Here is a 25,219-nt window from a genome sequence, read left to right as displayed (position 1 = left end):
GCTTAGCTGGCCCGATTCTTTCGGCGTTTTGTTGCCCGCACCAGGCTCTTGATGAGGAAGATGAGCGCGATTCCCCAGAAGATGAAAGTCAGGATACCGCCCGCACCGGCAAGAAAGTTCCCGTCGCCCTCAAATCCGAGCACGGTGGCATCTTCCGGGTCGGATTCCCGGTACACCACCGTGACCTCCTCGCCAACAACGGGATGCTGGTCATGATCCACCAGGACCCCGACCGAGTGGAAGCGCCCGTCGGCCGACTGAAACTCCACGTCGATCGTTCGCTTTGAGGCTTGGCGCGCATCGTTGAAGTCGACGATCGTTCCCACTGCACGTTCGCCGGTCCGCACCAACTCCGCATCAGCGTTGCCCAGATGGGTACCGATACCGATCATCACCGGGCCAAGGGCGAATAGAAAGACCAGAATCGCGATATTCACCACCGCTCCCCAGGCACTTTTGGTTTTGCTGTTCACGGTTGCGTTAGGCGGAGTCACGCACCCATTCTGCCGCAGCGCAAGTCAGCCAGTGACCGCGGGAACCAGCGATCCACGGAGCCATTCCTCGACTTCCCGCTGCGAACGCAGCCGGACGACGACGACATGCGGGTATTCGTTGACGAACTGCGGCATCAGCTCGACGTACTTCCACCGCGTCCGGATCGCCCAGCGGACGATATGGTCCCGGTCGGTGAAGAACGTCCTTAACGGCGCCTCACGGTTGCCGTTCCACAATTCTTCGCGGCGCACCCGACGGCCGACGGTTCGCCGCAGCACGCGCGGCAATGTCACGCGGGCAAAGGGAAAATCGAGCCAGACGAGGAGGTCCGCGCGCTCCGCCAGCAAATGCCGCGCGGCGTCGTACTGCCACTCCGTGGTCCACGTGTCCGCGCTGATGAACGAGCGCACGTCGGTGAGGAACTCCGGGCGCGGTGTCCAGTCCGGTCCATGGAAGATCGCGTCAATCTCCAGGTGCGGGCCTCCCGTAATCCCCGCAATCCGCCCGGCCAGCGTCGTCTTGCCAGCACCCGAGACCCCCGCCACGAGCACACGCTTCGGCTGGCGCGGAAGGGGTTCGTTGTAGGAGTGCATGAATCGACCCTAGTACCGGACCCGGCCCCTCCCGCCACGTGCAGTCCACGGCTGCTCCACTTGCTACGCTCCGACCATGACTTCCCAGCCTACGACTTCCGCCGATGACGTTACCCACCAACCAGCGCGCGTCCAGTTCGACGTGTTCCTGGACGAGCACCGCACCGCGCTCAGCGACTGCCTCAACGGGCTGACCGAGGAGCAGGCCCGCCGGTCGCTTGTCCTTTCCCGCACCACTCTGCTGGGCCTGGTGAAGCACGCGACCTTCGTCGAAAGGGTCTGGTTCGATGAGGCCATCACCTCCCGGCCACGCACCGAGATTGGTATTCCGGCCACGCCGGGCGAGTCGTTCGTCCTCGACGACGGCGACACCATCGCCTCCGTCCAGCAGGCATACCGCGAAGCCTGCGGAGCATCCCGGCGAGCGGTCGCCTCCCTGGGGCTCGACGATCTGGTCCACGGCAACAGGCGGGGTCCGCTGCCGCTGCGCTGGGTCTACCTGCACATGTTGCGGGAGCTGGCCCAGCACTGCGGCCACGCGGATATCCTCCGCGAACAGATCCTTGAGCCATAAATTGGAATACCAAATGTGGCACGCGTCCGGGATTTGAGACCGCAACTTACCAACAATCTGGCACACCTCATAAGAATGGCCGTACTTTGGAATACCAAGTACCATATTTGTCAGCCGCTCACTCCCCTGGGCGGCCTTCCCCAAGGAGACAATGATGTGCCTTCATGACCACACTTCTGCGCCCGCGCTGCCAGCCAACCTGCCCCGCCGCGGTATCCTCGCCGGCGCGGCGGCCCTCGCCGGAATTTCCGTAGCCACTATCGCCGCCCAGATCGGCGGCGCTCCCGCTGCGCAGGCCGCTGAACGGCCTTCCGGCCCTAACTACCACGGCAGCGCCCTTGCCCACCCGACCCTCATCATCGAGGGCGGCACCATCGTGGACCCCAAGACCGGCGAGGCCGTGGAGGACGGCGTCCTGGTGCTCGACGGCGGCAAGGTGGCCGCCGTCGGAACCCGCGATGCGACCCGCAAGGCTGTTGCCGCCGTCGCCGGCCGTGCACAGGTCCTGAATGCCACGGGCCGCTGGGTGCTCCCCGGCCTGATCGATGTGCACGTCCACGCCAACGCTTTCGCCGACGCCCGGGCCATCCTGCAGGGCGGCGCCACGAGTGTCCGCAGCGGCTCCAGCAGTTTCTACCAGGATGTGGCCCTCGCCGCGCTTCCGGGTTGGGCCCCCGGCGTCTCCCCGCGGATGACTCCCGCAGGCCTGTTCATCTCCCCCGAACTAGGCGATTCGCTCCTGGCCGACCCCGACCTCGCGCCGCTTGCGACCCTTACTGGCGGCGTCAAAGACCCCGCAGACCTCGCATACCTGACCAGGGTCAACCTGAAGCGCGGAGCCCAGGTCATCAAGACCCGGGCCAACCCCCGTGCCGGGCTTCCGGAGCAGGACCCCCGCGAACTGGTCTACAACCAGGAGCAGCTCTCCGCAGTGGTCAAGGCTGCAAACGGCGCCGGTGTCCTCTGCCATGCCTACAGCGCGGAAGGCATCGACGGCGCCGTCCGGGCCGGGGTGCGCAGCATCGAGCACGGCGTCTTCGTCAGCGAAGGCACCATCGCTGAGATGGCCCGCCGTGGAACCTACTTCACTCCCACCATGGACGCGATCACCTCCATGGCGGCGTCAGCCAACCCGATCCTCGCGGCACGCGGGCAGGAGTACACGCCCATCCTTGAGGCTGCCGTCCGCGCCGCACACGAGGCAGGCGTGACGATCGTGGCTGGCACCGATTCCTTCGGGACCGATGTCACCCCGATCGGCAAGGAAGCGCGGCTGCTCGCCGAGGCGGGTCTGTCCCCATTGGAGGCATTGCGGTCAGCCACTGTCCACGCTGCCCGGCTTTTGGGCCTGGGCGACGACGGCGGCCGGCTGGTCCGCGGTGGGTTCGCCGACGCGATCGTGGTGGACGCCGATCCGCTGGCCGACGCCTCCGCATTGGAGACGGTCAGCGTGGTGGTGGCCCAGGGAGCCGTTGTCCGCAACGAACTCTAGGCCTGTGAAGACCCGAGTTGACTCATAAAAAACCTCCGCGGAGGCCGATACGTTGCCTCATTGGAAAACCTCCGGATGGGCAGGGTTGCCGAGGCCTGGCTGGCGGCGCGATTGTTGTGGATGGGACTGACCATGGGTGAGCGCAAGGCAGTGACGAAGCATCTAGCGCTGCGGTACCGCTCGGCGGACCGGCTGGTGAAGGGGCAGATCCTCTCGGAGTTGGTGGACCTGACCGGCTGGCACCGCGACTATGCCCGGTCCGCGCTGCGCCAGGCTCTCAAGCCGCGTCGACCACGGACGGCACACCAGGGACGGAAGCCTGTCTACCCGGCGGACCTGCAACCGTCCCTGGTGTTGTGCTGGTCGGTACTTCGAGGCCCGGCGGGGAAGCTGCTGGCGGCCGCGACCGGCTACCTCGTCCCGATGCTGCGCGCCGAGCGGGTCCTGGTGATCACCGATGCTCAGGCGGAGCTGTTGGTGCGCATGAGCGCTCCCACACCAAGCCCGGGTCGCTGCTGAAGGCCCAGATCCCGATCCGGACCTGGGCCGAGTGGGACGACGCGGCGCCGGGTTTCGTGGAGATCGACCTGGTCGGCCATGAGGGCGGCAACAGCCAGGGCGAGTTCTGCTTCACGCTCACCGTCACCGACATCGCCACGGGCTGGACGGTGAACCGGTCCGTGCGCAACAAGGCCCAGAAGTGGGTCTTCGAAGCGATCCAACACGCCACCGCGGTGTTCCCCTTCCCGATTATCGGCATCGATTCCGATAACGGCAGCGAGTTCATCAACAACGAGCTCTACCGGTACTGCCAGGAACACCAGATCACCTTCACCCGGTCCCGGCCGGGCAACAAGAACGACGCCGCGCACGTGGAGCAGAAGAACTGGTCCCGCGTCCGTGAACTCGTCGGCTACTACCGCTACGACACGGCCCGGCAGCTGGACCTGCTGAACCGGATCTGGGAACTGGACCGGATCTTCACGAACTACCTGCTGCCGCAGCAAAAGCTCGTCTCCGAAACCCGCGCCGGAGCCAAAGTCATCAAAAAACACGACCGGCCAGCGACCCCGCACCAACGCGCCACCGAACACTCCGCCATCCGGCAACGGCCGATCATCGCCATGAACGCCCAGTACAAGAAGGTCCGACCGATGGCGCTCTCCCGCCAGATCTACGCACTCACCGCCGAACTCGAGACCATATCCCGGCACAAAGCCGGCACTGCACCCACGGCTACCACCATCCAGGAAGCCCGATCATGAACCCACGTTCCCGCGGAGGTTTTTCAATGAGGCAACGAAACGCGTTCCCGGAGGTATTGCAATGAGGCAACAGGGACCCTTGTAGATTCTTAACTGTCGACGGGACGCAAGCGCGGTAGCTCGTCAGAGCCTTGAGCGACAACGGGTGTCTTCTGCTGTTCAACCATTCCATGATCATCAGTTGAGCCGGTGCACTGGTGGACAGACCCGTTGTGAAGCCGCGATCTAAATACGGTGCACAGTAATACGATTGCGACCGCCAGAGCCGGGGCCACGATTCCGATTGGCAGGAATGCAACGGCCCCTGTTCGAGCCGGTATTCGAGATCGCAACACCTAATCTGGGCGGTTTCGCCACTCATTTTCGACGTGAGGCCCACTCAGTGCCCGTTTCCAGGATTAGGGTTTCACTGAAGGGCCTGGACCCTCACCGGTGAGTCCACATTAATCAACCTCGACGGAGTCTGCAGCCGATGAGGGCATGCCACTAATTCGATCAAATACAAAAAATCCAACTTACAACAAGATGGGGGATCGCAAATGAGGTTTAATTCTTTCAGAAGAATAGCTGTTCCTCTGCTGGTTGCGACAGCACTGATTGGCACCTCGTCGGGCACTGCACTAGCCTCTCCGGACACATCGGACGCCAAGATTCCTAAAGTTGAGGTGAAGTCAGATTTCCGGTTTGATCAACCCATATTCCAAGACCAGAAGACTTTTGGAAGTGGACTGACTCCAGAACAGGCAACTGACCCTGACATCAAGGCACTGGAAGTGCGCCCATTGGCTGGATGCGGAGGAAGGCAGTCGTCAGCGCCGGTTGGAGGCGCCTTCTACCTTTCCCAGGATGGATGCTCGTACATTGGACTAAATTCGCTGGCGACGCGCTACTACTCTTGGCAACTCGCCCCGTTTGTCAATTCGAATGCATGTGTCAAGGCCCGGGGTTACAACCACACGAGTGCCGTTGTTTGGGTCTCTGCTGGCTGCGGTGGGAGCGGTGGAGTAAATGTTCCTTGGGGGAACGTCGCTTCAGTTGCTAAGGTCCAGCTCGCGTCGATGGGCACAACAGGAACTACCGTAGTTTGGTACTAGCCACCGAGACTTTTGAAGGAGTCTCGAAGGATTCACGCTGGGCGCGCTTTGGGCTTGTGGCTTCCGGCGCGGTCTGCGCCCTTGTCGTCGCAATTAGCGTTGCAGGTTTTCCGCGTCCCACCTCAGAGCCCATTGAACTCACGCAGGCAGACTCTGCGGAGCGGGTTCTTAATTGCAAGCATGCAACATATTTCGTGGATGACATTGCTTATTATGACTCGATGAACGGTTTAAGCTGCTTTCTAGGCGACGGCGAAGCTGTTCATATTCGCGTCTATGAAGCAGAAGGATCTGCACTGGTAGTCCTTCAGGACTGGGAACACATCTTGTCCCCGGAACGACAAGTCATTCATACAGATAAGTGGTTCGCTGTTGGCCCTCCCTTGCAGTTGGAGAAAATAAAGGCAAGATTTCGGACCTTCGATGGACCTTCAGAGTTCGTTCCCGAGAGCCCCCGGATCACACCAAGGCAGTCCCTGATGGGTGATTGCAGCTTTTTCCTCACTAGTTCCATAGTTGACGCTGCCGTCAATCCCACACAGTACAGTGCCACAATTTCTTTTCTTGACCAAAAATTTCTTGGTTCCAAAGACTTAATTGAATCGATCGTCGACTCCACAGTTGTCGAGCAAGTGAAGAAACGACAACGTGGACACCATATGGAACTGGATCAGTATTTGTCCGGTTTTTCTTCAAGAATTAAGCCCTTTTGCGCATCCAAGGTTCCCTAGGGGCCGACGTATAGTGAATTGGTGTGCCAACGAAAGGATAAAAGATGGTCGATATGCCCAAACGAACATTGCGCGCCGGAATCATCGTTGGGATCCTCGGAGTGCTGGCAATTACCCTCACTGCCCGGGTAGTTGAAAGAGCCGGTTTTACGCTAAACAACACTCCAATGCTGGGCGAGATTATGTCGGTTCTCTGGCAACTGGTTACCGTCGGCTTCTTGCCATTTTCAGCGGCTCTTATCTCAGCTTCGCTCGTGATGCGACACATCGATGCGCACAACAAACCAAGAGAATCGCTCACGGTGGACCCGGAACACGAAGGGTGAGAGTCACAAATCACCCTTGTACTAGGCTGTCAAAGGCTCCTGCGATGTCGGTTCCTGCACCGTGAACTTCTGTTCGATGAACGTCAGCAGCGGGCGCGAGTTCAGGCAGACCAGGAACATCGCCAGCCCGGCGACGAAGATCAGCAGCCCCGCGGTGGTGGCGGTCAGCAGGAACGCCGTGATGAACAGGATCCCGGCGTTGCCCAGCGACACCCTCTTCTGCGCGCCCAGGCAGTACAGCGAAAGACGGTAGACGTCCCGGGTGCGGAACGTGAACCGGGACAGCAGCAGCATGGCCGTCACACCCGCCGTCGCTACCAGGAGCCCCAGCCCCAGCAGCCCCACCCGCGCGGCTGAAGGGGCGGGGTTCCCGGCGTCGAACGTTCCGGGCAGCAGCAGAAGATTCACGACGACGGCGGCCAGCACCGCGACGTACGGCACCCAGACCGCGAGCGCCTGGCGGAAATTGGTCCGGTAGCCGCGCACGAAGTCCCGGAACACCCCGGTGTCCTCCCCCGCCAGCAGGCGGTTGAACGCATACGCCGCGGCCACCAGCGACGGTCCCACCGGGACAAACGCCACCACCAGGAGCGCCGCCAGCAGGGCGGAACCACCCGCCAGGCTGGCGAGAACAGGCGCCAGAACAAGCAGGAGGTTCGCGAGGACCAGCAGTGCGTCGGCCACCATCACCCCGTAGACCACTCCGGCCGCCCTGAACAGCGGACCGGAGCCGTACTCCGCTTTCTTCTGTGCCACGAACTGCCTTACTTCTTGTTGTTGTTCGCCTGATAGGCGTTGTATGCCTTGTTCGCCAACTCTACGTACTTGGACTGGCCCTTCGCATCGAGCTCCTTCACGTAGGCGTCAAACTCGCTGAGGGGCCGCTGGCCGGTGATGAACTTCAGGGTGTTCTGCTTGACGTGGTCCTTCAGCGGGGTGAGCACCAGGGTGGCCTGCTCGCGGTCCACGTCACTGAACGGCACGGGTGGCGCCACGGGCTTGGGCTTTTTGGACTTCATGGCCTTCTGGAACGCCAGTTCCTCCTCGTTGAAGGTGGAGTGCAGCAGGTCGGTGGTGCCGCCGTAGGCGAAGTTGCCGCCGGAGAAGCCATACTCCATGCGCAGGTCCTTGGTGCCCGCCGGGTTCAGGCCCTGGAAGTTGATGTCCTTGGCCAGGACGCGCTTGCCTCCCTCCTTCGTGAAGGTGGTGCCTTCCACGCCCCACTTGGAGAACTCCTGCCCGGCGTCGCTGTAGAACAGCCAGTCGATGAACTGGATCAGCGCCACAAAGCTGTCCTTGTCCTTCACTGACGAGTTCAGCATGATGCCGTTCTCCAGCCGCGAGCCGCCGATGACGTCGCCGGCCGGACCGCCGGGCACCGTAATCTTGCCTACCTTGAAGTTGCCCTTGCCCAGGGACTGCTCCATGGAGGTGCGGTACGTAATGATGTTCTGCGAGTTAGCGCTGATCACGAACGACTTGCCCGAGACGAACTTCTGGATGGCCGAATCGTCGGTCTGGGTGAAGCTCTCCGGGTCCATCAGCCCTTCGGCCACCAGCGAGTTGAAGTACTCCAGAAGCTCCTTGAACTGCTTGGTGCCGGCGCCGAACTCGAACTTCTTCTCCGACTCGGCGAAGTTCAGCCCGTCCACCAGGCCCCAGCCGGCCACGGTACCGAAGGCGTTGCCCGCAATGTTCAGCACGCTGTCACCCTTGAAGCGGTCGGAGAAGGGCACGACGTCGGGATAAGCCTTTTTGAGCGAACGCAGCACCTCGCGGAACTCATCCCAGGTCTTCGGCTCGGCGATGCCTTCCTTTTCCAGGATGTCCTTGCGGAACGCCACCGTGTAGTCCGGCCACAGCTCCTCATGCAGGCCCGGCAGCACGTAGTATTTGCCGTCCTCCTGGGTGAGCCCGGCGATCTCGGGCTCCAGCTTCCATTTCTTGACCTTGTCCTGGAAGTGCGGCATCAGGTCCACGTAGTCGCTGACCGGCAGCACTGCGCCGGAGGAAACGTAGGCCGATTCCTGGCCCGGGTAGGTCTTGGCGATGATCTCCGGGGCGTTGCCGGAGCTGATGAGCAGGCTGCGCTTCTGCTCATAGTCGCTGCTGGGCACGATGGTGGTCTCCAGTGTGACGTTGTTGTCCGAGGCCATCTTGGTGAACAGCAGCCAGTCCTTCTTGAACGGGTACGTGGGCTGGTCGCTGAAGAGGAAGCTGAACGTCAGCGGCGCCGTCGCCTTGAACGTATCCCCCACCCCGAAGCTGTCCATGGCGCCGGTGCGGGCCTTGGAGGTATCAATTTTGCTGCCGGAATCTGAATCGCAACCGGCAACCACCAGGCCGAAAGCTGCGAGCGCTGACAGGCCGAGGAAGTCTCGTCTGCGGAACTCTGGTTTTGCAATCATGGGCTTTCCTTTCATAAGGGTTATTCCTTGACGGAGCCGAGCATGACGCCCGAAAAGAAGTACTTCTGGACGAACGGGTAGATGCACAGGATGGGGATGACGGTCAGGACGATGGTGACCGACTGGATGTTGGCGGCAATCTGGCCCACGTTTTCCGCGGTGCCGCCGGCGGAACCGGCCGTGGTGACGCCGGCGATCATGTTGCGAAGGTAGATGGTCACCGGGAACAGCTCCGGCTTGTCCAGGTACAGGAACGCCTGGAACCAGGAGTTCCAGTTGGCCACGGCGTAGAACAGCACCATGGTGGCTACGATCGCCTTACTCAGCGGCAGCACCACCTTGAACAGCACGCCGTACTGGGTGAGGCCGTCGATGGCGGCGGCTTCCTCCAGTTCGCGGGGCATGTTTTCGAAGAACGACTTCATGATCAGCAGGTTGAAGACACTGATGGCGTTCGGCAGCACCACGGCCCAGATGGAGTCCCGCATGCCGAGCGAGCTGATCAGCACGTAGTTGGGGATCAGGCCGCCGTTGAAGAACATGGTGAACACCGCGATGCCGATGAACACGCTGCGGCCCTTCAGGTCCCTCTTGGCGATGGCGTAGGCGAAGGATGTGGTCAGCACCATGGAGATGGCCGTGGCCACCACCGTGTACAGGACCGTGTTGCCATAGTTGTTCCAGAAGGTGGAGTCGGCCAGGATCAGCTTGTACGTCTCCACGTTGAAGCCCAGCGGGAACAGGTTCACCTGCCCGGCGTTGATGAACCCTTCGCTGGAGAACGACTGGGCCACGATGTTCAGGAACGGATACACCGTCAGGAACACCACCAGCAGCAGGAAGGCCAGGTTGACCACCCGGAACACCCGCATGCCGCGGGAGACTTTCATGTCCTTGACCAGCACGCCGGTTTCCTTCCTCGCTGCCTTCGAACCCGCCCTGTTAAGGAGTGCTTCCTTCATGACTGCCCCTTTCACCACAGGCTCGTTCCGGCGAGTCGCTTGGAGATGGCGTTCGCGGAGAGGATCAGCGTGAGGCCGATGACGGATTCGAACATTCCGATCGCGGCCGCGTAGCTGAAGTTGGACGATTCCAGGCCCACCCGATACAGGTAGGTGGAGATGACATCGGAGGTTTCGTAGTTCAGCGGGTTGTAGATCAGCAGGATCTTTTCGAAGCCCACGGCCATGAACGTACCGATGTTCAGGATCAGCAGCGTGATGATGGTGGGCCGGATGGCCGGCAGCGTCACGTGCCAGGTCTGCTGCCAGCGGTTGGCGCCATCGATCCGGGCCGCCTCATACAGCGACTCATCCACCCGGGTCAGGGCGGCCAGGTAGAGGATGGCGCCCCAGCCCATGGTCTGCCAGACCTCGGAGCTGATGTACATAGGCCGGAACCAGGATGCGTCCTGGGTGAAGTTCACCGTGGTGCCAAACAGGGATTCCGCGATCTGGTTCACCGTGCCGGTCATCGAGAAATTCTGCAGGATCATGCCGGCGATGATCACTACGGACATAAAGTGCGGCAGGTACGCGACGGTCTGGACGAACTTCTTGAATTTCTGTGACCGAAGCTCATTGAGCATCAGCGCGAAGATGATGGGCATCGGGAAGCAGAACAGCAGGGTCAGCACACCCAGCACAATGGTGTTCTGGAACGCTTGCCAGAAGCTGGGATCGTTGATGAACAGGGTGACGTACTTCAGCCCCACCCATTTCTCGCCGAAGATGCTGCCGCCGGGCTGGAACTGCCGGAACGCGATCACGTTGCCGGCCATCGGCAGGTAGCGGAACACCGCGAAGTAAAGCAGCGGCAGCGCCACCAGGGTGTACAGCCGCCAGTCCCGCTTGAGGGCCAGCTTCCAGCCGTTGGGCTTGTTCCGCGGTTTGTCCTTGGTGCCGGGCGGGTCCGCGGTGACCGCCTCGGGAGGTACTTCCAGTTGAATGGCCATGGTATTTCCTCCTATCGGATGGTTTCTGCGGGCACGGTTTCTGTGGGGATTTCTTCCAGGACGAGGACGCCGTTGGCGGCGAGCTCCACGGTTCCCTGGAGCTGTGTGCCAGTGAGGCGGTCGGTGCCGCCAGCCTTCACGTCCACGCTGACGGGGGCGTCGTTGTGGTTCAGGACAAGCAAGTAGCTGCCCCGGTTGCCGGTTCGACGGCGGACCTGGACTCCCAGCGGAGCGTCCAATTCCGCACGGATCCCGGCAGCCGCACGTTCGACGGCGAGCAACTCCTCCAGGAAGGTGCTGTCCACCCGGGCGGACAAGTAGACGGCGGTGCCCTGGCCGAAGGTGTTGCGGGTGACGGCCGGTGAGCCGGAAAGCCTTCCAGACGCATAGCTGGCGAGGACCTCGGCTGTTTCGGTGTGCAGGTGCTCAGTCCAGTAACTGGCGGAGGCGGTGCCGCCGTCGGCCGTTGAAAGCTTGACCTCCTCACCCTCTCCGGCGAGCGGATGCAGTTCCTCGCTCCACGCGCCGAGCACGTCCCGGAGGGCGCCCGGGTAGCCGCCGAGGCGGATGGTGTTGTCCGGGTCCACGATGCCGGAGAGGTAGCTGGCCACCAGCCGGCCGCCGTCGGACACGTAGTCCTCGACGCGCTGCGCCGCTTGGTCCGAAAGCAGGTACGACGCCGGGAGGACCACCAAGCCGTATTGGCTCAGGTCTGATGCGGTGTTGACGAAGTCCACCGGAATGTTGGCATCGAAGAAGGGCCGGTAGAGGCGGAGGACCTCCTGCGTATAGCTCAGGTCCGAGCGCGGCGAGTTGCCCAGTTCCAGTGCCCACCAGCAGTCCCAGTCGAAGACGATTGCCACCTTGGCGGCGGAGCGGGTGCCGGTCATGCCGCCGAGGCCTTTGAGTTCCTGGCCGAGTTGGCAGACTTCGCGGAAGACGCGGGTGTTGGGGCCGGCATGGTTGACCATGCCCGAGTGGTAGCGTTCGGTGCCGCCCTTGGCTTGGCGCCACTGGAAAAAGAGGATGGAATCCGCGCCCTGGGCAATGGCTTGGTACGAGCCCAGCCGCATCTTGCCAGGGAGCTTGGAGACGTTGACGGACCACTGGCTGACCGCCGCGGTGGCCTGTTCCATGACCAGCCAGGGCTGGCCATTTCGGAGCGACCGCATGAGGTCGAAGTTCAATGCGGCGGCCACGTGGGCGTCGGCTTCGCGCGGGTCCGGGTAGATATCCAGCGCGGCAGCGTCCTCTTCCGCGGCCCAGGCCCAGTAGTCGTTGTTTTTGTAGAAGCGCATGAAGTTGGTGACGATTGGCAGGTCCGGGGTGTGCCGGCGCAGGATGTCCCGCTCCGCCTTGTAGTGCTCCAGCATGGAGTCCGAAGTGAAGCGGTGGTAGTCCAAGCGGCGGGAGGGGTTGGACCAGGTGCGGGGCTGGGCGGGGGCGTTGACCTGGCTCCAGTCCGAGTAAACTTGGCCCCACACGTCCGTGCTCCAGGCCTGGTTGAGTCCGGCCAGATCGGTGTACTTGCGCTGCAGCCATTCCCGGAACGCGCGGTCTGCGTGCGGGCCGTAGGAAACGGGGCCGTATTCGTTGTTCACGTGCCACATGCAGAGGGCCGGGTGCTGGGCGTACCGCTCCCCCATCTTTTCCGCCATGGCCAGGGACTTTTCGCGGTACGCGGGGTGGGAGACGTCGAAGTGCTGGCGCGAGCCGAAACCGAAGGTGGTGCCGTCCGCCAGGACCGGAAGGATGTCCGGGTGCTGGGCGACCAGCCAGGCCGGCGGTACGGCATCCGGGGTGGCCAGGTCTACGCCGATGCCGTTGGAATGCAGAAGGTCCATGACCTCGTCCAGCCAGCCGAAGTCGTACACGCCGTCGGCGGTTTCGAGCCGGCTCCAGGAGAAGACGGCCAGCGTGACCAGGTTGACGCCAGCTTCCTTCATGAGGCGGACGTCCTCTTGCCAGACCTCGCGCGGCCACTGTTCCGGGTTGTAGTCGCCGCCGTAGGCAATGCCGCCAAGGCGTTCGTGCAGGTGTTTCAGGCGGTCTTCGGCCGTGCTGTGTGGCTCGCTGGTCATCATTGTCCTTTGGTTGGCACGTCGGCCGCCTGGTTCCCCACCATGCGACCTGCATCACACGAAGAAACTATCGTAAAGTTTACGCAATAACAACACCTTGGATAGCGTATTCCACTACCACTTTGGCGGGGAAGGGTGGGGCAGCGGTCCTGACAGCCGGCATTTCCAGCATTTTTGGGCAAGGTGGGATCGGTTCTTGTCACGTACAGGCGCTTGTTGTTTCCGGAGAACGATAGAAACTATCGGAGATGCTCGAATGCACGCAATGTGGCAGCCCCTGGACAAAGCGAAAGGCCGCGACGTCGCATTGCTGCATCCATCGCAGCCTTCCCGGCATTAGGCGTGCGCTCCCGCCCAGTTGCTCCGGCGGACACCTCGCCCCATGCCGCAAGAATCAGCGCGGATACAAGAAACTCCGCGGCCTAGGACTTGCCGAGCCGGGACAAACTGGGAAGGAACGCACGCGCGTTCAGGAAAGGGCCTCGCAGATGTCGAAACTTGTCCCGGAGGTTTCCAAAGAAAGGAACGTATTGGTTCCATCAGCGGTCAGTGTGTACTCGACCCTCCCGTGGTAAAGCGTGGCACTTGGCCCTTTTGGAGTGTCGCTTGGGAACAGAATGATGCCCACAGCTCCCCTGTCCGTCACGGAGGTTGTGCCATCCGGGTTGGTGACGGCGGTCCGGTTGGAGCCGGTGGCCCTGAAGACGATCTCCGCGCCGGTGTCGTCGTTGACGAAAGTCAGGGTGTATCCCTTCCCGGTAGTGAGGACGCGTACCGGGTCGCCGTTCCTGTCAACGAAAGTCCGAACTTTCGACGACGCACCGGTTGCTTCGATGCCCAAGGCAAAGTCGGGGCAGCCCTCCCCCGCGGGCAAGACCAGATCGGGCGGGAAGTCAGGCGGGGTGTCACCAGGTATTGGGGCCAGCGCATTGGCCCCTGCAGGGAGCGCCAACAATGCTGCGGCAAGGATGGCGATGGGCACGAGACGGCGGACTGGGACGTTTTTCATGGCTTCTCCAGGGGGTGGGCGGCACATGGGCCGCGCAAACAACGAGCACAGCCAAAGGCTGCGCAACGAGCGTCAGCGAAAGATCCGCAGCACTCTTACGCAGGTTCGGCCCCCTTTGCCGCACCTGGACACGGCGACGAAACAGCAGTTACAGGCTCAGCCTGCACCGCAGAGCCTACTCAGTGCGCGCGTGGAGTCAACACTCACTTAGGGGAGTCCAGACCGGCTCCATTTGCTAGCCATGCTGCCCGGTGCAAACCATTGACATGTGACTATTTGGTCACCTATTTTATCCCTATGGACGCCGTCTTCAAGGCACTCTCCGACCCCACCCGCCGGGACCTGCTCGATGAGCTCTTCCGCGAGGACGGGCAGTCGCTGGGCGCACTTGGGGCCAGATTCGAAATGTCCCGCTTCGGGATCGCCAAGCACCTCAAGCTGCTGGAGGAAGCCGGCCTGGTGGTGACCCGCCGTCGGGGCCGGCAGAAACTGCACTTCCTGAATCCGGTGCCCATCCGCCTCATCCACGACCGCTGGGTGAGCAAGTACGCCGAACCATGGGCCGCTGCCCTCAGCGACCTCAAATCCAGATTGGAAAGTCCCATGGAAAAAATCTTCGAAATCTACATCAAAACCACCCCGGAACGGCTCTGGGAGGCCATCACCAACAGCGAGATCCGCAGCAAATACCAGTTTGGAATGAACATCAGCTCAGACTGGACCCCGGGGTCCCGGTTCGAGATGTCACCCAACGGTGGGGACCTCCTGGGCGAAGGCGAGAACAAGGAGGTGGACCCGCCGCGGAAGCTCGTCCAGACCATGCGCGCCCTGTGGGGCGAGGACGTCAAGGCCGAGGGCTGGTCCACCATCACCTGGGAAATCGAACCTGTGGGCGATTCCTGCCACCTCACCGTCACCCACAGCGACCTGCGTGAAGGCGCCAACGACCAGCTCTACGGTGGCTGGCCAATGATCCTCTCCGGCCTCAAGACGTGGCTTGAGACGGGAGAGAAACTCACCACACCGGGTTCGCTCATGTACACCTAATCCGCCCCTGGGAGTTTTTGTCCAGAGACGGCGACTTCAGGGCCTTCTTGGTCGCTGTGTCTGGACAAAACTCCTGTGATATTGCCGTCACGAGGCATAGCCTGAAAGCACCCGGCAGTCCCGAGCGACACGGTTGCCGGCCGGAACCAACACTGGGGCCGGAACCAACACTGGGCGTCAGGAGGCGGAGGCGATGGCTTCCATGGAGGGAACCGTGGCGCTGGTGACAGGTGCGGCGGGCGGCCTGGGACAAGCCGTGGCAACCGGGCTTGCCCGCGAAGGGGCGCTGGTTGTGGTGGTGGGGCGCTCCGCTTCGCGGGCCGAAGAGGCAGTGAAGGGCATTCGCTCGCGCGTTCAGGACGCCCAGCTTGAGCCGCTGGTATGCGACCTCTCCCTTCAATCCTCGATCCATGCGGCGACCACTGACTTCCTGTCCCGCCATGACCGGCTCGACGTGCTGGTCAACGCGGCGGGCGTGTTCCGCAAGGAGCGTCACGTAACCCCCGACGGGCTCGAACTAACCTTCGCTACCAACGTGATGGCTTACTTCCTCCTGACCCGGCTTCTGCTGGACGCACTCAGGAACGCTGCCGTGGCTGGACGGGAGAACACAGGAACAGCCGCACGGCCTGCTGCGGGGTCGCGCACGTCCCGCATCGTGAACATCGCGTCCAGATACGGCAACGCCAAGCTCGACTTTGACGACCTTCAAACCGCGAAGGGCAAGTACAGCTACCTTCGCTCGACACCACCCACCATGCTGGCACGCGTCCTCTTGACCCAGGAATTCGCCGAGCAACTCCGCGGCTCCGGCGTGGTGGCAAACGCCGCCCATCCGGGATTGGTCAAGAACACGGCCCTGCTGCAGGACGTCGGCGGGCCGTTCCGCTGGATCACGAACACGTTCGGTGCCCCCGCCGAAAAAGCGGCCGACACACCGCTTTGGCTCGCCACCGCCAACGAAACAGCCTCGGTCACCGGAAAGCTATGGACGAAGCGCAAAGAACTTCCGACGCCGGGCATGGGCTCGGACCCGGAAGCCCGCCAGAGGCTCTGGAACGCGTGCTCCCGCCTCGCCGGACTCACCTGACCATGCTTCGCTAGGGGCTTGCCTGGCCGGCCACTGACAGTGCAACGACGACGATGGTCAGCATGGGCACTACGCACAGCACAGTGAACGGCCACCAAGTGCCCACACGGTTGTTCGCTCCCCTGTGACGGAGGGCCAGGAGAAAGGACGGGGCAAAGAACGGAAGGTGGAACGCGGCGAAGATGGCGGCGGCAATAAATACGTCGCCCTCATAGCAACCGGATCCCAGCGTCTCCCGGGTGCACTCCATCCGGCTGGGGTACTCACCCGCAGTGATTCCGAACAATGCCGCGGCGGGCCAACTCACCACCGCCCCCACCAATCCGAGAATGGCCGCACCCACCGAGGTCCTTGTTCTCCGCTTTGCTGGCTGGTCCATCGGTTCCGATCCGGGCACAGCCTCCCCCGGAGGCTTAGTCAAGACTAGCCGCGCGGCTGGGGACCCTGATCACCGCTTTGTCCGGTACGGAGGAAGCCGTCCCAGCCGCGGGGCCGTATCTTGCGGACAACAACCATTTCCCAAGCACCAAAGAGCACACCCAGGACCACGGCAACCACGCCAGCCGTGAACCACCCGTCCCGGCCGAAGATCATCAACATGACGCCCACAAAGCACAGGCCCTTTGCAGCTATGTCCAGATACAAAGGTCCTCTCAGGAACTCCATACCTCCACGATATGCCCGGCAGACGGCCCGGAGAAGGCAAAGTGGCGATGCCCTGGGGGCATCGCCACTCTGCCTTGCCGGACGTGTTGGACGTTGGCTGTGTTGGCACTACCCCAGCAGGGTAGTGATCAGCCTGACCGAAGAGGCGATGATCGCGATGAGTCCGATCGCCCCGAAGAGGTTATGCCACCACTTATTCCGCAGGTCACCCATGACAGAGCGCTTGTTGGCCATGATGACGATCAGGATGCCCAGAAGCGGTGCGATGAGGACCGTCAGGGACTGCGCTATGACAATCAGGCCTACCGGCGATGCTTGGAACGACAAGGTAATGATCAGCCCGAAAGCCAGGATGATGCCGGTGACAATGCGGGCGGCAGCTGATCCAGCCTTGGCGCCGCGTCCGAGGGCGTCGGAGAGCATGGTGCCGCCGGCCGTTGCGTTGGCGATCATGGAGGAGAACGCTGCACCGGACAAGCCCAGGGCGAACAGCATGGAACCCACAGGCCCGGCCAGCGGGGCGAAGACCGAGGCGAGGGCGTTGATCGTTCCGGCCTCGGCGCCGGTCTTGCCGAGTACGGCCGCGGCAACCATGATGACGAGGGCGGTCATGATGCCAGGGGCTACGATGCCCGGGATGGTGTCAACGAGGGTGATGTCCCGGTAGTCCGCCCGCGTACGGCGGTTTTCCTTGATGCCGTAGGACGTGTAGAAAGCTGCATTGATGGAGAAGTTTGTGCCGACCAGTGCCACGATGAGGATCTCGCTTCCCGGAGGCAACTGCGGGACCATCCCCTCCAGGGACCTGTACCAGTCGGGCTGGGCAACGATGGTGCTGGCGATGAAGGCGATACCCATCAGGACAACGATGGCCAAGAGGGCTTTTTCGACGATGCCATAGACGTTTTTGAACGCCAGGACGAAGGCGACGGCGGCGGTACAGACAACCGTCCAGAGGACAGGTGAGCCACCGAAGACCAGGGACAATCCCAGGCCCGAACCCACTGCGTTCCCGACCGAGAACATCAGGGTGATACCGAAGACGCCGAAGCCGGCGAGGACCCCCACCCACTTCCCGAGGCTGTCCTTGATGGAGGTGATCAACGATGTCGGAGTGGAAATGCCGAGCCGGACGCTCATGTCCGTGAAGAAGATCATGAGGATGGTGGAGACGGCAATGACCCAGACGAGGGTGTAGTCGAACCGGCTGCCGGCCTGGACGGCGGTAGTGAGGTTTCCTGGACCGAACTGCCAGGCCCCCACCACAAAGGCCGGGCCCATGAGTGCCAGGTAGCCGAGGAAAGTTCTGCGTTTGGCGGGTGGTTTGGAAAGGGAAGGGCTTTCGGGGGTGACCATCTGACCTCGCTGTTCGTCCAGGGTATGGATGGTCCTATTCTGCTCGCGCATTGCGAGTCCTCCTTCTCCAGCTTCAGTGCTGGGGGTCGTCGTTGACCAGGGTGGAGAGTGAAAGTTGGGGCCGGGATGGCGGGCGGTGCCCGCCATCCCGATAGATCCTGGGATCAGGCCGTGCTGGATCAGGCAGCGCTGGTCAGACCGTGCTGGATCAGCAGCGCTGGTCAGGCAGGGACGGTGACGCTGCCGAGGTTGGCGGACTTGAGGGCCAAAGCGATTTCCTCGCCGGCGCCTTCGGCGAGGGGAAGCAGCGGCGGGCGGACAGTGGCGTGGTCCAGGATGCCGCGGGCTACGAGGCCTTCCTTGAGCGCGACGGTGCCTTCCATGTGCGAACCGCGGTGGTAGACGTTCTTAGTGACCGGCAGGAGGCGGTCGTGGATGGCGCGGGCGGCGGCATAGTCCTTGGCCTTACCGGCGGCGATGAGCTCAACCAGCGGCTCCGGCGCGAGTCCGCCGTAGCCCACCAGCGCGCCGTCGACGTCGAACATGGTGTGGAGCAGGTACTCGTCGTGGCAGGTCAGGATCTGCAGGTCCGGGTAGGTTGCCCGCAGGACGGGGATTTCGGTGTCCCAGCGCTTCATGTTCCGGACGCCGTTCTTCGTGGCGAAGACGCCTTCCTGGCCGGCGATTTCCAGCTGGGTCTCGAGGTCGTAGGTTGCCTTGGTGGCATCCGGGTACTGGAACAGGATCAGCGGCAGGCCGGACGTTTCGTAGATTTCCTTGTACCGGGTCTGGGGTGCGCCCTTCTGGTAGCCGAAGCGGAGCCAGCCGTGGGAGGGGTAGACCAGGCCGGCCTCGGCGCCGGCTTCCACTGCACGCTTGGCTTCGAGGGCAGCGACCGTGTTGCCCTCACCGGTGATGCCGGCGATGATCGGGATCCCGCCATTGACGGCGTTCTTGAATTCACGGATGACGAGGGCCTGCTCGTCCTGGGTCAGGAAGGTTCCTTCGCCGGCGTGGCCGAGGACCACCAGGCCCTTGACGCCTTCAACACTGGCCAGCCAGCCGCCCAGGCGGTGGATCGCGTCGACGTCGACGGCTCCGTCGCGGGTGAACGGGGTTACGGGAGCGGGAACCAGCCCGCGGAGATCGATGGTCATGAGAGCTTCCTCTGTCTTGTAGTCGGTGGTTTCCGCTAATGTGAGAACGTTTGCGGGAACGTTTTCATTGTGCGGTGTGTTCCAGCTCACTGTCAAGGGCCAACTGTGAAAGAAGGAGGAAATAGAGTGTCTTCTAGGACAATCGTGAAGAGGAGACCCCACATGGAACCGGTCGCACCCGGCACCACCGTTACCCTGCGGGACGTTGCCGCCGCCAGTGGGGTGAGCCTTTCCACGGCCAGCCGGGCCCTGGATGAACGCGGAACCGCCTCCCGCTCCGCCGCGGCGGAACACGTCCGGAAGGTTGCCGAGGAACTTGGCTATCGCCGGAACTCCTTCGCGTCCAGCCTGCGCCGCGGCGAAACCCGGACCCTGGGGGTACTGGTCCCGCGCCTCAGCGACACCGTGATGGCCCTGATGTTCGAAGAACTGGAGCGCGCCGCCTCGGACCGCGGCTATTTCGCCATGGTGGCCACCAGCGGGGATGACCCGGACGATGAGCGCCGCGCTGCGGAGACGCTGCTGGACCGCAATGTTGACGGGCTGATCCTTGCGACGGCCAGGCTCGACGACGAACTTCCCAAACTGTTGCGCCAGCGGAAAGTGGCACACGCCCTGGTGCTGCGTACCGACGGCGTGAGCCCGTCAGCCCTCGGCGACGACGAGGTGGGCGGGTACCTTGCCACGCGGCACCTCATCGACCTGGGCCACCGTGACATCGCGGTGGTCACGGGTCCGTCCTTCACTTCCACGGGGACGGCCCGCCTGGCCGGTGCACGCCGGGCCATGGAGGAGGCTGGCGTCACCCCGCGGGAAGAGTGGCTGCTGGCGGCTGGCTATGGCATCGAAAACGGCTTCGCGGCCGGGGAGACGCTGCTGGGTAGCGGCCCGCGCCCCACTGCTATTTTCGCCGCCAACGACAACCTCGCCATGGGCATTATCGCGGCGGCGCACCGCTGCCAGGCGATCGTGGGACGGGATCTCGCACTGGTGGGCTACAACGACATTCCCCTCTCGTCGCGGCTCGCCACTCCTCTGTCCTCCGTACGCGTCCCGCTGGACCAGATTGCGGGCAACGCGATCGACCTGATCGTGAACCCCGGCAGGGAACCCCGGATCCGTAAGGCCATGCCCACCCTGATTCCGCGCGAATCCAGCGGGCCACCGCAGCGCGGCGCCTAGGCTTTTGGCGCCCGCCACAGCAGGGTCACACCGAACGCCACGGCGCTGAGCACCAGCATGGCCAGCACCATCAGGCCCCAGCTTGCCTGGTCCACACCGCCGCCGGCGAAGACACCGATCAGCACTGTGGCGGTAATGGCTCCCACATATCGGCAGGTCTGGTAGATTCCGGCTGCCACCCCCCGCTCTTGCGGCCTGACCGAGAGGAACATGCCCTGGTTCGTGGCAATGCCCACCGTCCCGTAGGGAATGCCCATCAGCGTGGTGAGCGCCAGCACCAGGGGAATGGCCAGTGATCCGGTCAGCAGCCACATCAGCGCTGCCACCATGGTCAAAAGTACGACGCCGGCAATCAGCACGCGCCGTACGCCGAATTTTCCCATGGCCCGGACAGCCCAGGGCGTGGCCAGCACAGACATCGCGGCAAGCGGCAGCATAAGGAGCCCCACCAGCCCGGGGTCATAGCCACCGGCTTCCTGCAGCAGTTGAGGCAGGCCAAAAAAGACAAAGTAGTACACGCTGCTGAAGACCGCGAACCCCAGGTAGACCAGCATCAGCGGCCGGTTCCGGCCCAGCAGCCTCAGGTCCAGGAACGGCGGGCTGAAGCGGAGTTCGCGCCACACAAACAGTGCGGCGATGGCGGTTCCGGCGCCAAGCATCCACCAGCGGTAGCCAGGGGCCACATCCAGCAGCGCCATCATGACCAGCAGAAGGGAACCAACAAAAGCTGCGATCCCGGGGATGTCCGAATCCTTGGCCAGCCGGGCAAGACTCCCCCGCTCCCGGACCCCGTCCGCCGGGGCCACCTTCCGCACGATAAGAAGGGCTGCCAATGCCAGCGGGACGTTAACCAGGAAGAGTGCCTCCCAGCCCACCTGGCCTACGAGCAGGCCGCCGGCCACCGGTCCCACCGCCGCCGCGGAGGTGTTTGCCATCTGGATCCTGCCGAGCGGCCGTGACGATTCCGTTCCTGCACGCTGCGCGATGGCACCGACCATGACTACGGCGCTGGGATAGGCAGTGGCGGTGCCCAACGCCATGACGGCGCGGGCCACGCACAGCAGGGCGAAGTTGGGTGAAAAGGGAGCGAGCGCGCACGTGATGGCCACAGTGCCCATTCCCAGCATGAACATGCGCCGCGGCCCGAACCGGTCCGCCAGCCTGCCCATCAGCGGCTGCCCGGCGGCGGAAGCGAGGTAGAAGGACGTGATCACCCAGGTGACGGTAGCGACGTCGAGCCCGAAATCCGCGCGCAGGACCACCAGCGCCACGGCGATCATAGAGGAATTCAGGGGGTTCAGCGCGGTGCCCAGGCTCAGGCCTGCCACCGCCAGACCGGTCCGGGGTTTGTTGCTCACGGAAACAGTCTGGCGCACAGGCCTTTACATCCGCGATTTTGTGACCGCCGCCGCGGCTGGGACTAGGATGTGGTCAACTGACACTTCTGGGGGCAGTATGGAACCGATCACGGTCAAAGGCGGCAAGGGCACGGTAGATCTGGAGGATGGCAGGTACATCCACCTGGTCTGGAACCGCAGTGTCCGGATCGAGGAAGTGGATGCCCAGGAGGCCATGGCAGCAGTTAACGTTGTCGCCGACGGCCATGAGTATCCGATGCTCGTTGACATGGCCACCACCGAGTCCGTGAGCCGCCAGGCCCGGGCCGTCTTCTCGATTCCGTGCGCGGCGTCCAGGATCGCCCTGCTGGGCTCAAGCCCGGTGGATCGGGTGCTCGCCAACTTTTTCCTCAGCCTGCACGTCCCGCCATGCCCCACCCGGTTCTTCACTTCCCGGGACGATGCCATGGCCTGGCTGCTGGCAGAGCCCGCCAACTAAAGGGGCGGAAAACCCGGCGTCGCGGGAACGGTCCTGGGCCGCCCGAACGCTTTAGCTTCCGGGCACCGTTCCGGGGATTCCGACGCCGTCATCCGGTCCGGCAGCGCAAGTCACTTCCACTGCTCCCGCACCAGGCCGTGCGGCACCGCGGGCACGGCATCAACAGCGAGTCAAGGTCCTTGAGGCTCTGCCGCGCCAACGCGGTCAGCCCCTCCGGGGAACGCACGACGGCGGCTGGGTCCGCCTGCCCGCCGGGGGAAGCGGCCGAGATCACCAGGGCCGGCGTCTGTCCCGCCGTCAATGCCAGGTCCCAGGACAGTACGACGCCGACGAAGCGCCCGTCCACGGCTCCCGGCGGACCGCCGGAGCGATGCTCGCCGTGAGCTCGACGCCATGAGCTCGACGCCGGCCGTGAAGGTCCGGCCCCGGAAAGTATGGGTGTAATCGAAAGTCAGGGCGCCGCCGTCGACCACCGTCAGGCTGCTCGCGGCGCCACTGAGGTCGAAGGTCCTGCCGTCAGTGCGCACAGTGAATTGGTCAGCGAAATCGGTGCCCGCCCGCAGGACCAACCGGGCGGTGATGGGCTCCCTACCGAGATTCCGGATGCGAAGGGTTTCACATCCCCGGACAGCCGGCTTTACGCGCGGGCCCGCGGAGCCAGGGCGTCGTTCAAGAATTCCAGGTGCGCCGGAGCGATTGGTGCGGTGTCACTGGCATACTCAGGGTTCTTGGTGATGAATTTTTTGATAAATGGGCAAACCGGCACGACCCGGAAGCCGGCGCTGACAGTCTCATCCAGCGCCGCGGTGGCGAGCTTGCCCGCAAGCCCCTGCCCGCCGTATTCCTCATTGATCACCGTGTGGTAGAAAATCCTCTGCGGTGAGCTGCCGCCGTCGTAATCCTTGTAGGCCGCCTTGCCGATGACGTTTCCGGCCACCAGCACTTCGAAGCGCTCGCGTTCAGGGTTGTGGCGGATGGTGGCGTCATTCACGGAGGTCTCCTCGGTTCGGTTTCTGATACAGCCTAACCTCGGCACGCGCGCCGTTATTTCAATAGCCGCCTAACAGGCCAGGTTCAGCGCGTCCACGGCGGCTTTGGCCATCTCGACGGCCTGCGGGTCGTCGAAGCCAATCAGGTCCGGCTTGGGAGCGCGTGCCACGGCCATGGCCACCTGGCGGGATCCGTCGGCGCTGATGAGTGCCAGCGCTGCATATCCCCGCACTACCCCTATGTGGCCGAAGTAGTCGTTATTGGAGCAGGAGTCGTACCGCCTGACCAGGCCAAGGCCGAACTCTTGATATTTGGGATGGTGCATCTCTTCCAAGGTTTGCCGCGTCACCAGGGTCCCTTTCTGCAGGGCAGCGAAAAACGTATTGAGTTCAGGGACGGTGGAAATCAAACCGGCGTCGGGGGAACCGCGGTGGAACGGACTGAGCGCGTTGTCCACCAGCTCTCCGCTTTCCGATTGTGTATAGCCGTGGACCAGCTGCCGCGGGCCAGGCTCATCACCGGTCATGAGGGTGTCCTGCAGCCCCAGCGGCTCTACGTTGTCTGCGCGGATGACCGTTCCAATGTCCTGGCCCCGCAGCTTCTCCACCAGGAGGGCAAGGGCCGAGTAGTTGGTGTTGGAGTAGCTGTAGAGGCTGCCTGACCCTCCGGTCCAGCGGGCGGTCGCAGCGGCACCGAGCCGCTCTTCAAGGCTCATGGGCTGGTCCCCTGCCTTACCCATCTGAAACAAGGCATACCAGTAGTCGGGCATCCCGGACCGGTGGCTGAGGAGGCTGCGAATCGTGATGGGTCCGGGCGGCTTGATGATGCTTTCGAAGTCCGGCAGGTACTCCTGGATGGCGTCATCCAGCTCGATTTCCCCCTCCTCCACCAGCTTCAGGACCGACACCGCCACCATGGTCATGGTGATATCGCCAACGTGGATCTGGTCGGTCAACTGTACGGGTTCCCGGGTTTCCAGGTTTCGGACGCCGTCGGCCGAGGACCACTCCCCAACCCTCGACTTGAGCTGGACGATGACGGCGGTGGCTCCCCCGGCGCGCACGTTCTCGCTGTAATCTTTCAGCACGGCGGCGAAGGCTGGCTCCGTTGGGGCCGTCGTCGTCGCTGTCGGGGATGCGGCGGTCGGCGAAGGCTGGTCAGGGGGATCCGGGGCGCCGGTGCAGCCTGCGAGGGAGGCCACCAGCACGGCCGCGGCCAGGGCGGACGCAAGCCGGGAGGACCCGAAAGCATGAACGGCAGCCTGCATCCCATGTCCCTTCAAGGGGGCCGGTCAACAGCTGGACTCCCAAGAGACCGCCAGCAGCACCGGCACCTCCGATATTCCTCAGGGCGCCAAAGGCTGTCAAGGACGGTGCGGTACCCAGTGACTCAGCCCGCTTGGCCTTGTAGTGTCGAGGGCATCGCAGTGTCGAGGGCATCGCGCCCAAGCGAACAAGGAACTGACCCACGGACTTAGGAGAGAGCATGGCCGTCAACGACGACGAAGCAGTGGTTCTGGACCAATGGACCCAGCGGCTGGCCCAGGCGCTGCAGATCCTGGACCTGGACGTGGACCAGGAGCTTCTCCTTGACCTGGCTCGGAAGTCTGCCGGTTCGGTGATCCACGCCGCAGCTCCGGTCACCACGTTCCTGGTGGGCTACGCGGCAGGGCTCGCAGCCGGCAACGGCAGCGCCGGGTCCAAGGAGGCGTCCTCCGCGGCAGTTTCGCAGGCGGCCGACGTCGCGTTCCGGCTGTGCGAGGACGGGCACGACGGCGGCCCGGCAGCCACGGGTTGGGCGGACACCGCGCAATAACGGAAGTCGGTCCCATCAGCTGCCCTGACACATAGGGGGCCGGGCCCGCAGAGGGGGC

The 25,219-nt window shown here is 63.3% G+C and carries 27 protein-coding genes; 11 read left to right on the top strand and 16 right to left on the bottom strand.

The features are described from left to right. Positions 1 to 2: 2 nt before the first annotated feature. Together ACLKOZ_RS00945 and ACLKOZ_RS00940 are read right to left on the bottom strand one after the other, a co-directional pair. Positions 3 to 473: a DUF3592 domain-containing protein gene (locus tag ACLKOZ_RS00945; RefSeq protein WP_436472273.1), complete on the bottom strand. Its 471-nt coding sequence runs from the start codon at positions 471 to 473 to the stop codon at positions 3 to 5. A 45-nt stretch (positions 474 to 518) separates the two neighbouring features. Beyond that, positions 519 to 1,088: an AAA family ATPase gene (locus ACLKOZ_RS00940; protein WP_436472272.1), complete on the bottom strand. Its 570-nt coding sequence runs from the start codon at positions 1,086 to 1,088 to the stop codon at positions 519 to 521. Between the two features lie 76 nt (positions 1,089 to 1,164). Here ACLKOZ_RS00940 and ACLKOZ_RS00935 point away from each other — a divergent pair, with 76 nt between their 5' ends. From ACLKOZ_RS00935 to ACLKOZ_RS00910, 6 genes are all read left to right on the top strand, one after another. Next, on the top strand, positions 1,165 to 1,662 hold the full coding sequence (locus tag ACLKOZ_RS00935) for a DinB family protein (protein ID WP_436472271.1): 498 nt from the start codon (positions 1,165 to 1,167) through the stop codon (positions 1,660 to 1,662). Positions 1,663 to 1,816: 154 nt separating this feature from the next. Further along, positions 1,817 to 3,154: an amidohydrolase family protein gene (locus ACLKOZ_RS00930; RefSeq protein WP_436472270.1), complete on the top strand. Its 1,338-nt coding sequence runs from the start codon at positions 1,817 to 1,819 to the stop codon at positions 3,152 to 3,154. Positions 3,155 to 3,214: 60 nt separating this feature from the next. After that, positions 3,215 to 3,673, top strand: coding sequence for a hypothetical protein (locus ACLKOZ_RS00925; protein ID WP_436472269.1), 459 nt, complete (start codon positions 3,215 to 3,217; stop codon positions 3,671 to 3,673). Positions 3,674 to 3,729: 56 nt separating this feature from the next. Then, entirely contained in the window at positions 3,730 to 4,419 is a 690-nt protein-coding gene (locus tag ACLKOZ_RS00920) for an integrase catalytic domain-containing protein (protein ID WP_436472268.1), read from the top strand. Positions 4,420 to 5,503: 1,084 nt separating this feature from the next. Continuing rightward, positions 5,504 to 6,244, top strand: coding sequence for a hypothetical protein (locus tag ACLKOZ_RS00915; protein WP_436472267.1), 741 nt, complete (start codon positions 5,504 to 5,506; stop codon positions 6,242 to 6,244). Between the two features lie 44 nt (positions 6,245 to 6,288). Then, positions 6,289 to 6,570 (top strand): hypothetical protein, encoded by a 282-nt coding sequence (locus ACLKOZ_RS00910; RefSeq protein WP_436472266.1) that lies wholly within the window; start codon positions 6,289 to 6,291, stop codon positions 6,568 to 6,570. A 21-nt stretch (positions 6,571 to 6,591) separates the two neighbouring features. Here the strand turns inward: ACLKOZ_RS00910 and ACLKOZ_RS00905 are convergent, their stop codons facing one another. The 6 genes from ACLKOZ_RS00905 to ACLKOZ_RS00880 form a co-directional block, all read right to left on the bottom strand. Continuing rightward, a complete protein-coding gene (locus ACLKOZ_RS00905; RefSeq protein ID WP_436472265.1) occupies positions 6,592 to 7,326 on the bottom strand; it encodes a DUF624 domain-containing protein in 735 nt (244 codons plus the stop codon). Positions 7,327 to 7,334: 8 nt separating this feature from the next. Continuing rightward, complete coding sequence (locus ACLKOZ_RS00900; protein ID WP_436472264.1) at positions 7,335 to 8,993, bottom strand: ABC transporter substrate-binding protein; 1,659 nt, start codon at positions 8,991 to 8,993, stop codon at positions 7,335 to 7,337. Positions 8,994 to 8,998: 5 nt separating this feature from the next. Then, entirely contained in the window at positions 8,999 to 9,868 is an 870-nt protein-coding gene (locus ACLKOZ_RS00895; protein ID WP_436472463.1) for a carbohydrate ABC transporter permease, read from the bottom strand. Positions 9,869 to 9,951: 83 nt separating this feature from the next. Further along, positions 9,952 to 10,932 carry an ABC transporter permease gene (locus ACLKOZ_RS00890; protein ID WP_436472263.1) on the bottom strand — a complete coding sequence of 327 codons (981 nt, stop codon included), beginning with the start codon at positions 10,930 to 10,932 and terminating at the stop codon, positions 9,952 to 9,954. 11 nt (positions 10,933 to 10,943) lie between these two features. Continuing rightward, on the bottom strand, positions 10,944 to 13,013 hold the full coding sequence (locus ACLKOZ_RS00885; RefSeq protein WP_436472262.1) for a beta-galactosidase: 2,070 nt from the start codon (positions 13,011 to 13,013) through the stop codon (positions 10,944 to 10,946). A 469-nt stretch (positions 13,014 to 13,482) separates the two neighbouring features. Then, positions 13,483 to 14,022, bottom strand: coding sequence for a hypothetical protein (locus ACLKOZ_RS00880; RefSeq protein ID WP_436472261.1), 540 nt, complete (start codon positions 14,020 to 14,022; stop codon positions 13,483 to 13,485). Positions 14,023 to 14,319: 297 nt separating this feature from the next. On the opposite strand from ACLKOZ_RS00880, the gene ACLKOZ_RS00875 reads away from it, so the two are divergent. Together ACLKOZ_RS00875 and ACLKOZ_RS00870 are read left to right on the top strand one after the other, a co-directional pair. Then, positions 14,320 to 15,069, top strand: coding sequence for an ArsR/SmtB family transcription factor (locus ACLKOZ_RS00875; protein ID WP_436472260.1), 750 nt, complete (start codon positions 14,320 to 14,322; stop codon positions 15,067 to 15,069). Positions 15,070 to 15,262: 193 nt separating this feature from the next. Continuing rightward, complete coding sequence (locus ACLKOZ_RS00870) at positions 15,263 to 16,159, top strand: SDR family NAD(P)-dependent oxidoreductase (RefSeq protein WP_436472259.1); 897 nt, start codon at positions 15,263 to 15,265, stop codon at positions 16,157 to 16,159. A 10-nt stretch (positions 16,160 to 16,169) separates the two neighbouring features. On the opposite strand, the gene ACLKOZ_RS00865 is transcribed toward ACLKOZ_RS00870, so the two are convergent. The 4 genes from ACLKOZ_RS00865 to ACLKOZ_RS00850 form a co-directional block, all read right to left on the bottom strand. Beyond that, the gene (locus ACLKOZ_RS00865; protein WP_436472258.1) at positions 16,170 to 16,502 is read right to left on the bottom strand and encodes a hypothetical protein; all 333 of its coding nucleotides are present in this window, start codon (positions 16,500 to 16,502) and stop codon (positions 16,170 to 16,172) included. An 80-nt stretch (positions 16,503 to 16,582) separates the two neighbouring features. Beyond that, positions 16,583 to 16,825 (bottom strand): hypothetical protein, encoded by a 243-nt coding sequence (locus ACLKOZ_RS00860; RefSeq protein ID WP_436472257.1) that lies wholly within the window; start codon positions 16,823 to 16,825, stop codon positions 16,583 to 16,585. 108 nt (positions 16,826 to 16,933) lie between these two features. Beyond that, on the bottom strand, positions 16,934 to 18,232 hold the full coding sequence (locus ACLKOZ_RS00855; protein WP_337350299.1) for an Nramp family divalent metal transporter: 1,299 nt from the start codon (positions 18,230 to 18,232) through the stop codon (positions 16,934 to 16,936). A 170-nt stretch (positions 18,233 to 18,402) separates the two neighbouring features. Beyond that, on the bottom strand, positions 18,403 to 19,338 hold the full coding sequence (locus tag ACLKOZ_RS00850) for a dihydrodipicolinate synthase family protein (protein ID WP_337350300.1): 936 nt from the start codon (positions 19,336 to 19,338) through the stop codon (positions 18,403 to 18,405). Between the two features lie 162 nt (positions 19,339 to 19,500). On the opposite strand from ACLKOZ_RS00850, the gene ACLKOZ_RS00845 reads away from it, so the two are divergent. Next, on the top strand, positions 19,501 to 20,520 hold the full coding sequence (locus tag ACLKOZ_RS00845; RefSeq protein ID WP_337350301.1) for a LacI family DNA-binding transcriptional regulator: 1,020 nt from the start codon (positions 19,501 to 19,503) through the stop codon (positions 20,518 to 20,520). Here the strand turns inward: ACLKOZ_RS00845 and ACLKOZ_RS00840 are convergent. Beyond that, the gene (locus tag ACLKOZ_RS00840; RefSeq protein WP_436472256.1) at positions 20,517 to 21,878 is read right to left on the bottom strand and encodes an MFS transporter; all 1,362 of its coding nucleotides are present in this window, start codon (positions 21,876 to 21,878) and stop codon (positions 20,517 to 20,519) included. The two genes, ACLKOZ_RS00845 and ACLKOZ_RS00840, sit on opposite strands and share 4 nt — an antisense overlap. A 97-nt stretch (positions 21,879 to 21,975) precedes the next feature. Here ACLKOZ_RS00840 and ACLKOZ_RS00835 point away from each other — a divergent pair, with 97 nt between their 5' ends. Then, a complete protein-coding gene (locus ACLKOZ_RS00835; protein ID WP_337350303.1) occupies positions 21,976 to 22,356 on the top strand; it encodes an STAS/SEC14 domain-containing protein in 381 nt (126 codons plus the stop codon). A gap of 170 nt (positions 22,357 to 22,526) precedes the next feature. Here ACLKOZ_RS00835 and ACLKOZ_RS00830 read toward each other — a convergent pair whose 3' ends face one another. The 3 genes from ACLKOZ_RS00830 to ACLKOZ_RS00820 all read right to left on the bottom strand — a co-directional run bounded on the left by ACLKOZ_RS00830 (position 22,527) and on the right by ACLKOZ_RS00820 (position 24,613). Then, positions 22,527 to 22,961 (bottom strand): glycogen debranching N-terminal domain-containing protein, encoded by a 435-nt coding sequence (locus tag ACLKOZ_RS00830; RefSeq protein ID WP_436472462.1) that lies wholly within the window; start codon positions 22,959 to 22,961, stop codon positions 22,527 to 22,529. Positions 22,962 to 22,993: 32 nt separating this feature from the next. Then, on the bottom strand, positions 22,994 to 23,347 hold the full coding sequence (locus tag ACLKOZ_RS00825) for a GNAT family N-acetyltransferase (protein WP_436472255.1): 354 nt from the start codon (positions 23,345 to 23,347) through the stop codon (positions 22,994 to 22,996). A gap of 69 nt (positions 23,348 to 23,416) precedes the next feature. Further along, the gene (locus ACLKOZ_RS00820) at positions 23,417 to 24,613 is read right to left on the bottom strand and encodes a serine hydrolase domain-containing protein (RefSeq protein WP_436472254.1); all 1,197 of its coding nucleotides are present in this window, start codon (positions 24,611 to 24,613) and stop codon (positions 23,417 to 23,419) included. Between the two features lie 218 nt (positions 24,614 to 24,831). Between ACLKOZ_RS00820 and ACLKOZ_RS00815 the strand changes: the two genes are divergently transcribed. After that, a complete protein-coding gene (locus tag ACLKOZ_RS00815) occupies positions 24,832 to 25,161 on the top strand; it encodes a DUF6457 domain-containing protein (RefSeq protein ID WP_337350319.1) in 330 nt (109 codons plus the stop codon). Positions 25,162 to 25,219: the final 58 nt, after the last annotated feature.

Origin of the sequence: Arthrobacter sp. R4 (assembly GCF_051365025.1) — a bacterium.
Classification (GTDB): Bacteria; Actinomycetota; Actinomycetes; order Actinomycetales; family Micrococcaceae; genus Arthrobacter.
Note: the sequence above shows the minus strand (reverse complement) of the source record. Positions and strands in the feature narration are given on the sequence as shown.

Bases quoted from the DNA above. Each gene is read 5' to 3' on its own strand.
- ACLKOZ_RS00940 (WP_436472272.1), bottom strand. From the start codon at position 1,088: ATGCACTCCTACAACGAACCCCTTCCGCGCCAGCCGAAGCGTGTGCTC.
- ACLKOZ_RS00935 (WP_436472271.1), top strand. From the start codon at position 1,165: ATGACTTCCCAGCCTACGACTTCCGCCGATGACGTTACCCACCAACCA.
- ACLKOZ_RS00930 (WP_436472270.1), top strand. From the start codon at position 1,817: ATGTGCCTTCATGACCACACTTCTGCGCCCGCGCTGCCAGCCAACCTG.
- ACLKOZ_RS00910 (WP_436472266.1), top strand. From the start codon at position 6,289: ATGGTCGATATGCCCAAACGAACATTGCGCGCCGGAATCATCGTTGGG.
- ACLKOZ_RS00900 (WP_436472264.1), bottom strand. From the start codon at position 8,993: ATGAAAGGAAAGCCCATGATTGCAAAACCAGAGTTCCGCAGACGAGAC.
- ACLKOZ_RS00895 (WP_436472463.1), bottom strand. From the start codon at position 9,868: ATGAAAGTCTCCCGCGGCATGCGGGTGTTCCGGGTGGTCAACCTGGCC.
- ACLKOZ_RS00890 (WP_436472263.1), bottom strand. From the start codon at position 10,932: ATGGCCATTCAACTGGAAGTACCTCCCGAGGCGGTCACCGCGGACCCG.
- ACLKOZ_RS00885 (WP_436472262.1), bottom strand. From the start codon at position 13,013: ATGACCAGCGAGCCACACAGCACGGCCGAAGACCGCCTGAAACACCTG.
- ACLKOZ_RS00880 (WP_436472261.1), bottom strand. From the start codon at position 14,022: ATGAAAAACGTCCCAGTCCGCCGTCTCGTGCCCATCGCCATCCTTGCC.
- ACLKOZ_RS00875 (WP_436472260.1), top strand. From the start codon at position 14,320: ATGGACGCCGTCTTCAAGGCACTCTCCGACCCCACCCGCCGGGACCTG.
- ACLKOZ_RS00870 (WP_436472259.1), top strand. From the start codon at position 15,263: ATGGCTTCCATGGAGGGAACCGTGGCGCTGGTGACAGGTGCGGCGGGC.
- ACLKOZ_RS00860 (WP_436472257.1), bottom strand. From the start codon at position 16,825: ATGGAGTTCCTGAGAGGACCTTTGTATCTGGACATAGCTGCAAAGGGC.
- ACLKOZ_RS00855 (WP_337350299.1), bottom strand. From the start codon at position 18,232: ATGCGCGAGCAGAATAGGACCATCCATACCCTGGACGAACAGCGAGGT.
- ACLKOZ_RS00850 (WP_337350300.1), bottom strand. From the start codon at position 19,338: ATGACCATCGATCTCCGCGGGCTGGTTCCCGCTCCCGTAACCCCGTTC.
- ACLKOZ_RS00845 (WP_337350301.1), top strand. From the start codon at position 19,501: ATGGAACCGGTCGCACCCGGCACCACCGTTACCCTGCGGGACGTTGCC.
- ACLKOZ_RS00835 (WP_337350303.1), top strand. From the start codon at position 21,976: ATGGAACCGATCACGGTCAAAGGCGGCAAGGGCACGGTAGATCTGGAG.
- ACLKOZ_RS00820 (WP_436472254.1), bottom strand. From the start codon at position 24,613: ATGCAGGCTGCCGTTCATGCTTTCGGGTCCTCCCGGCTTGCGTCCGCC.
- ACLKOZ_RS00815 (WP_337350319.1), top strand. From the start codon at position 24,832: ATGGCCGTCAACGACGACGAAGCAGTGGTTCTGGACCAATGGACCCAG.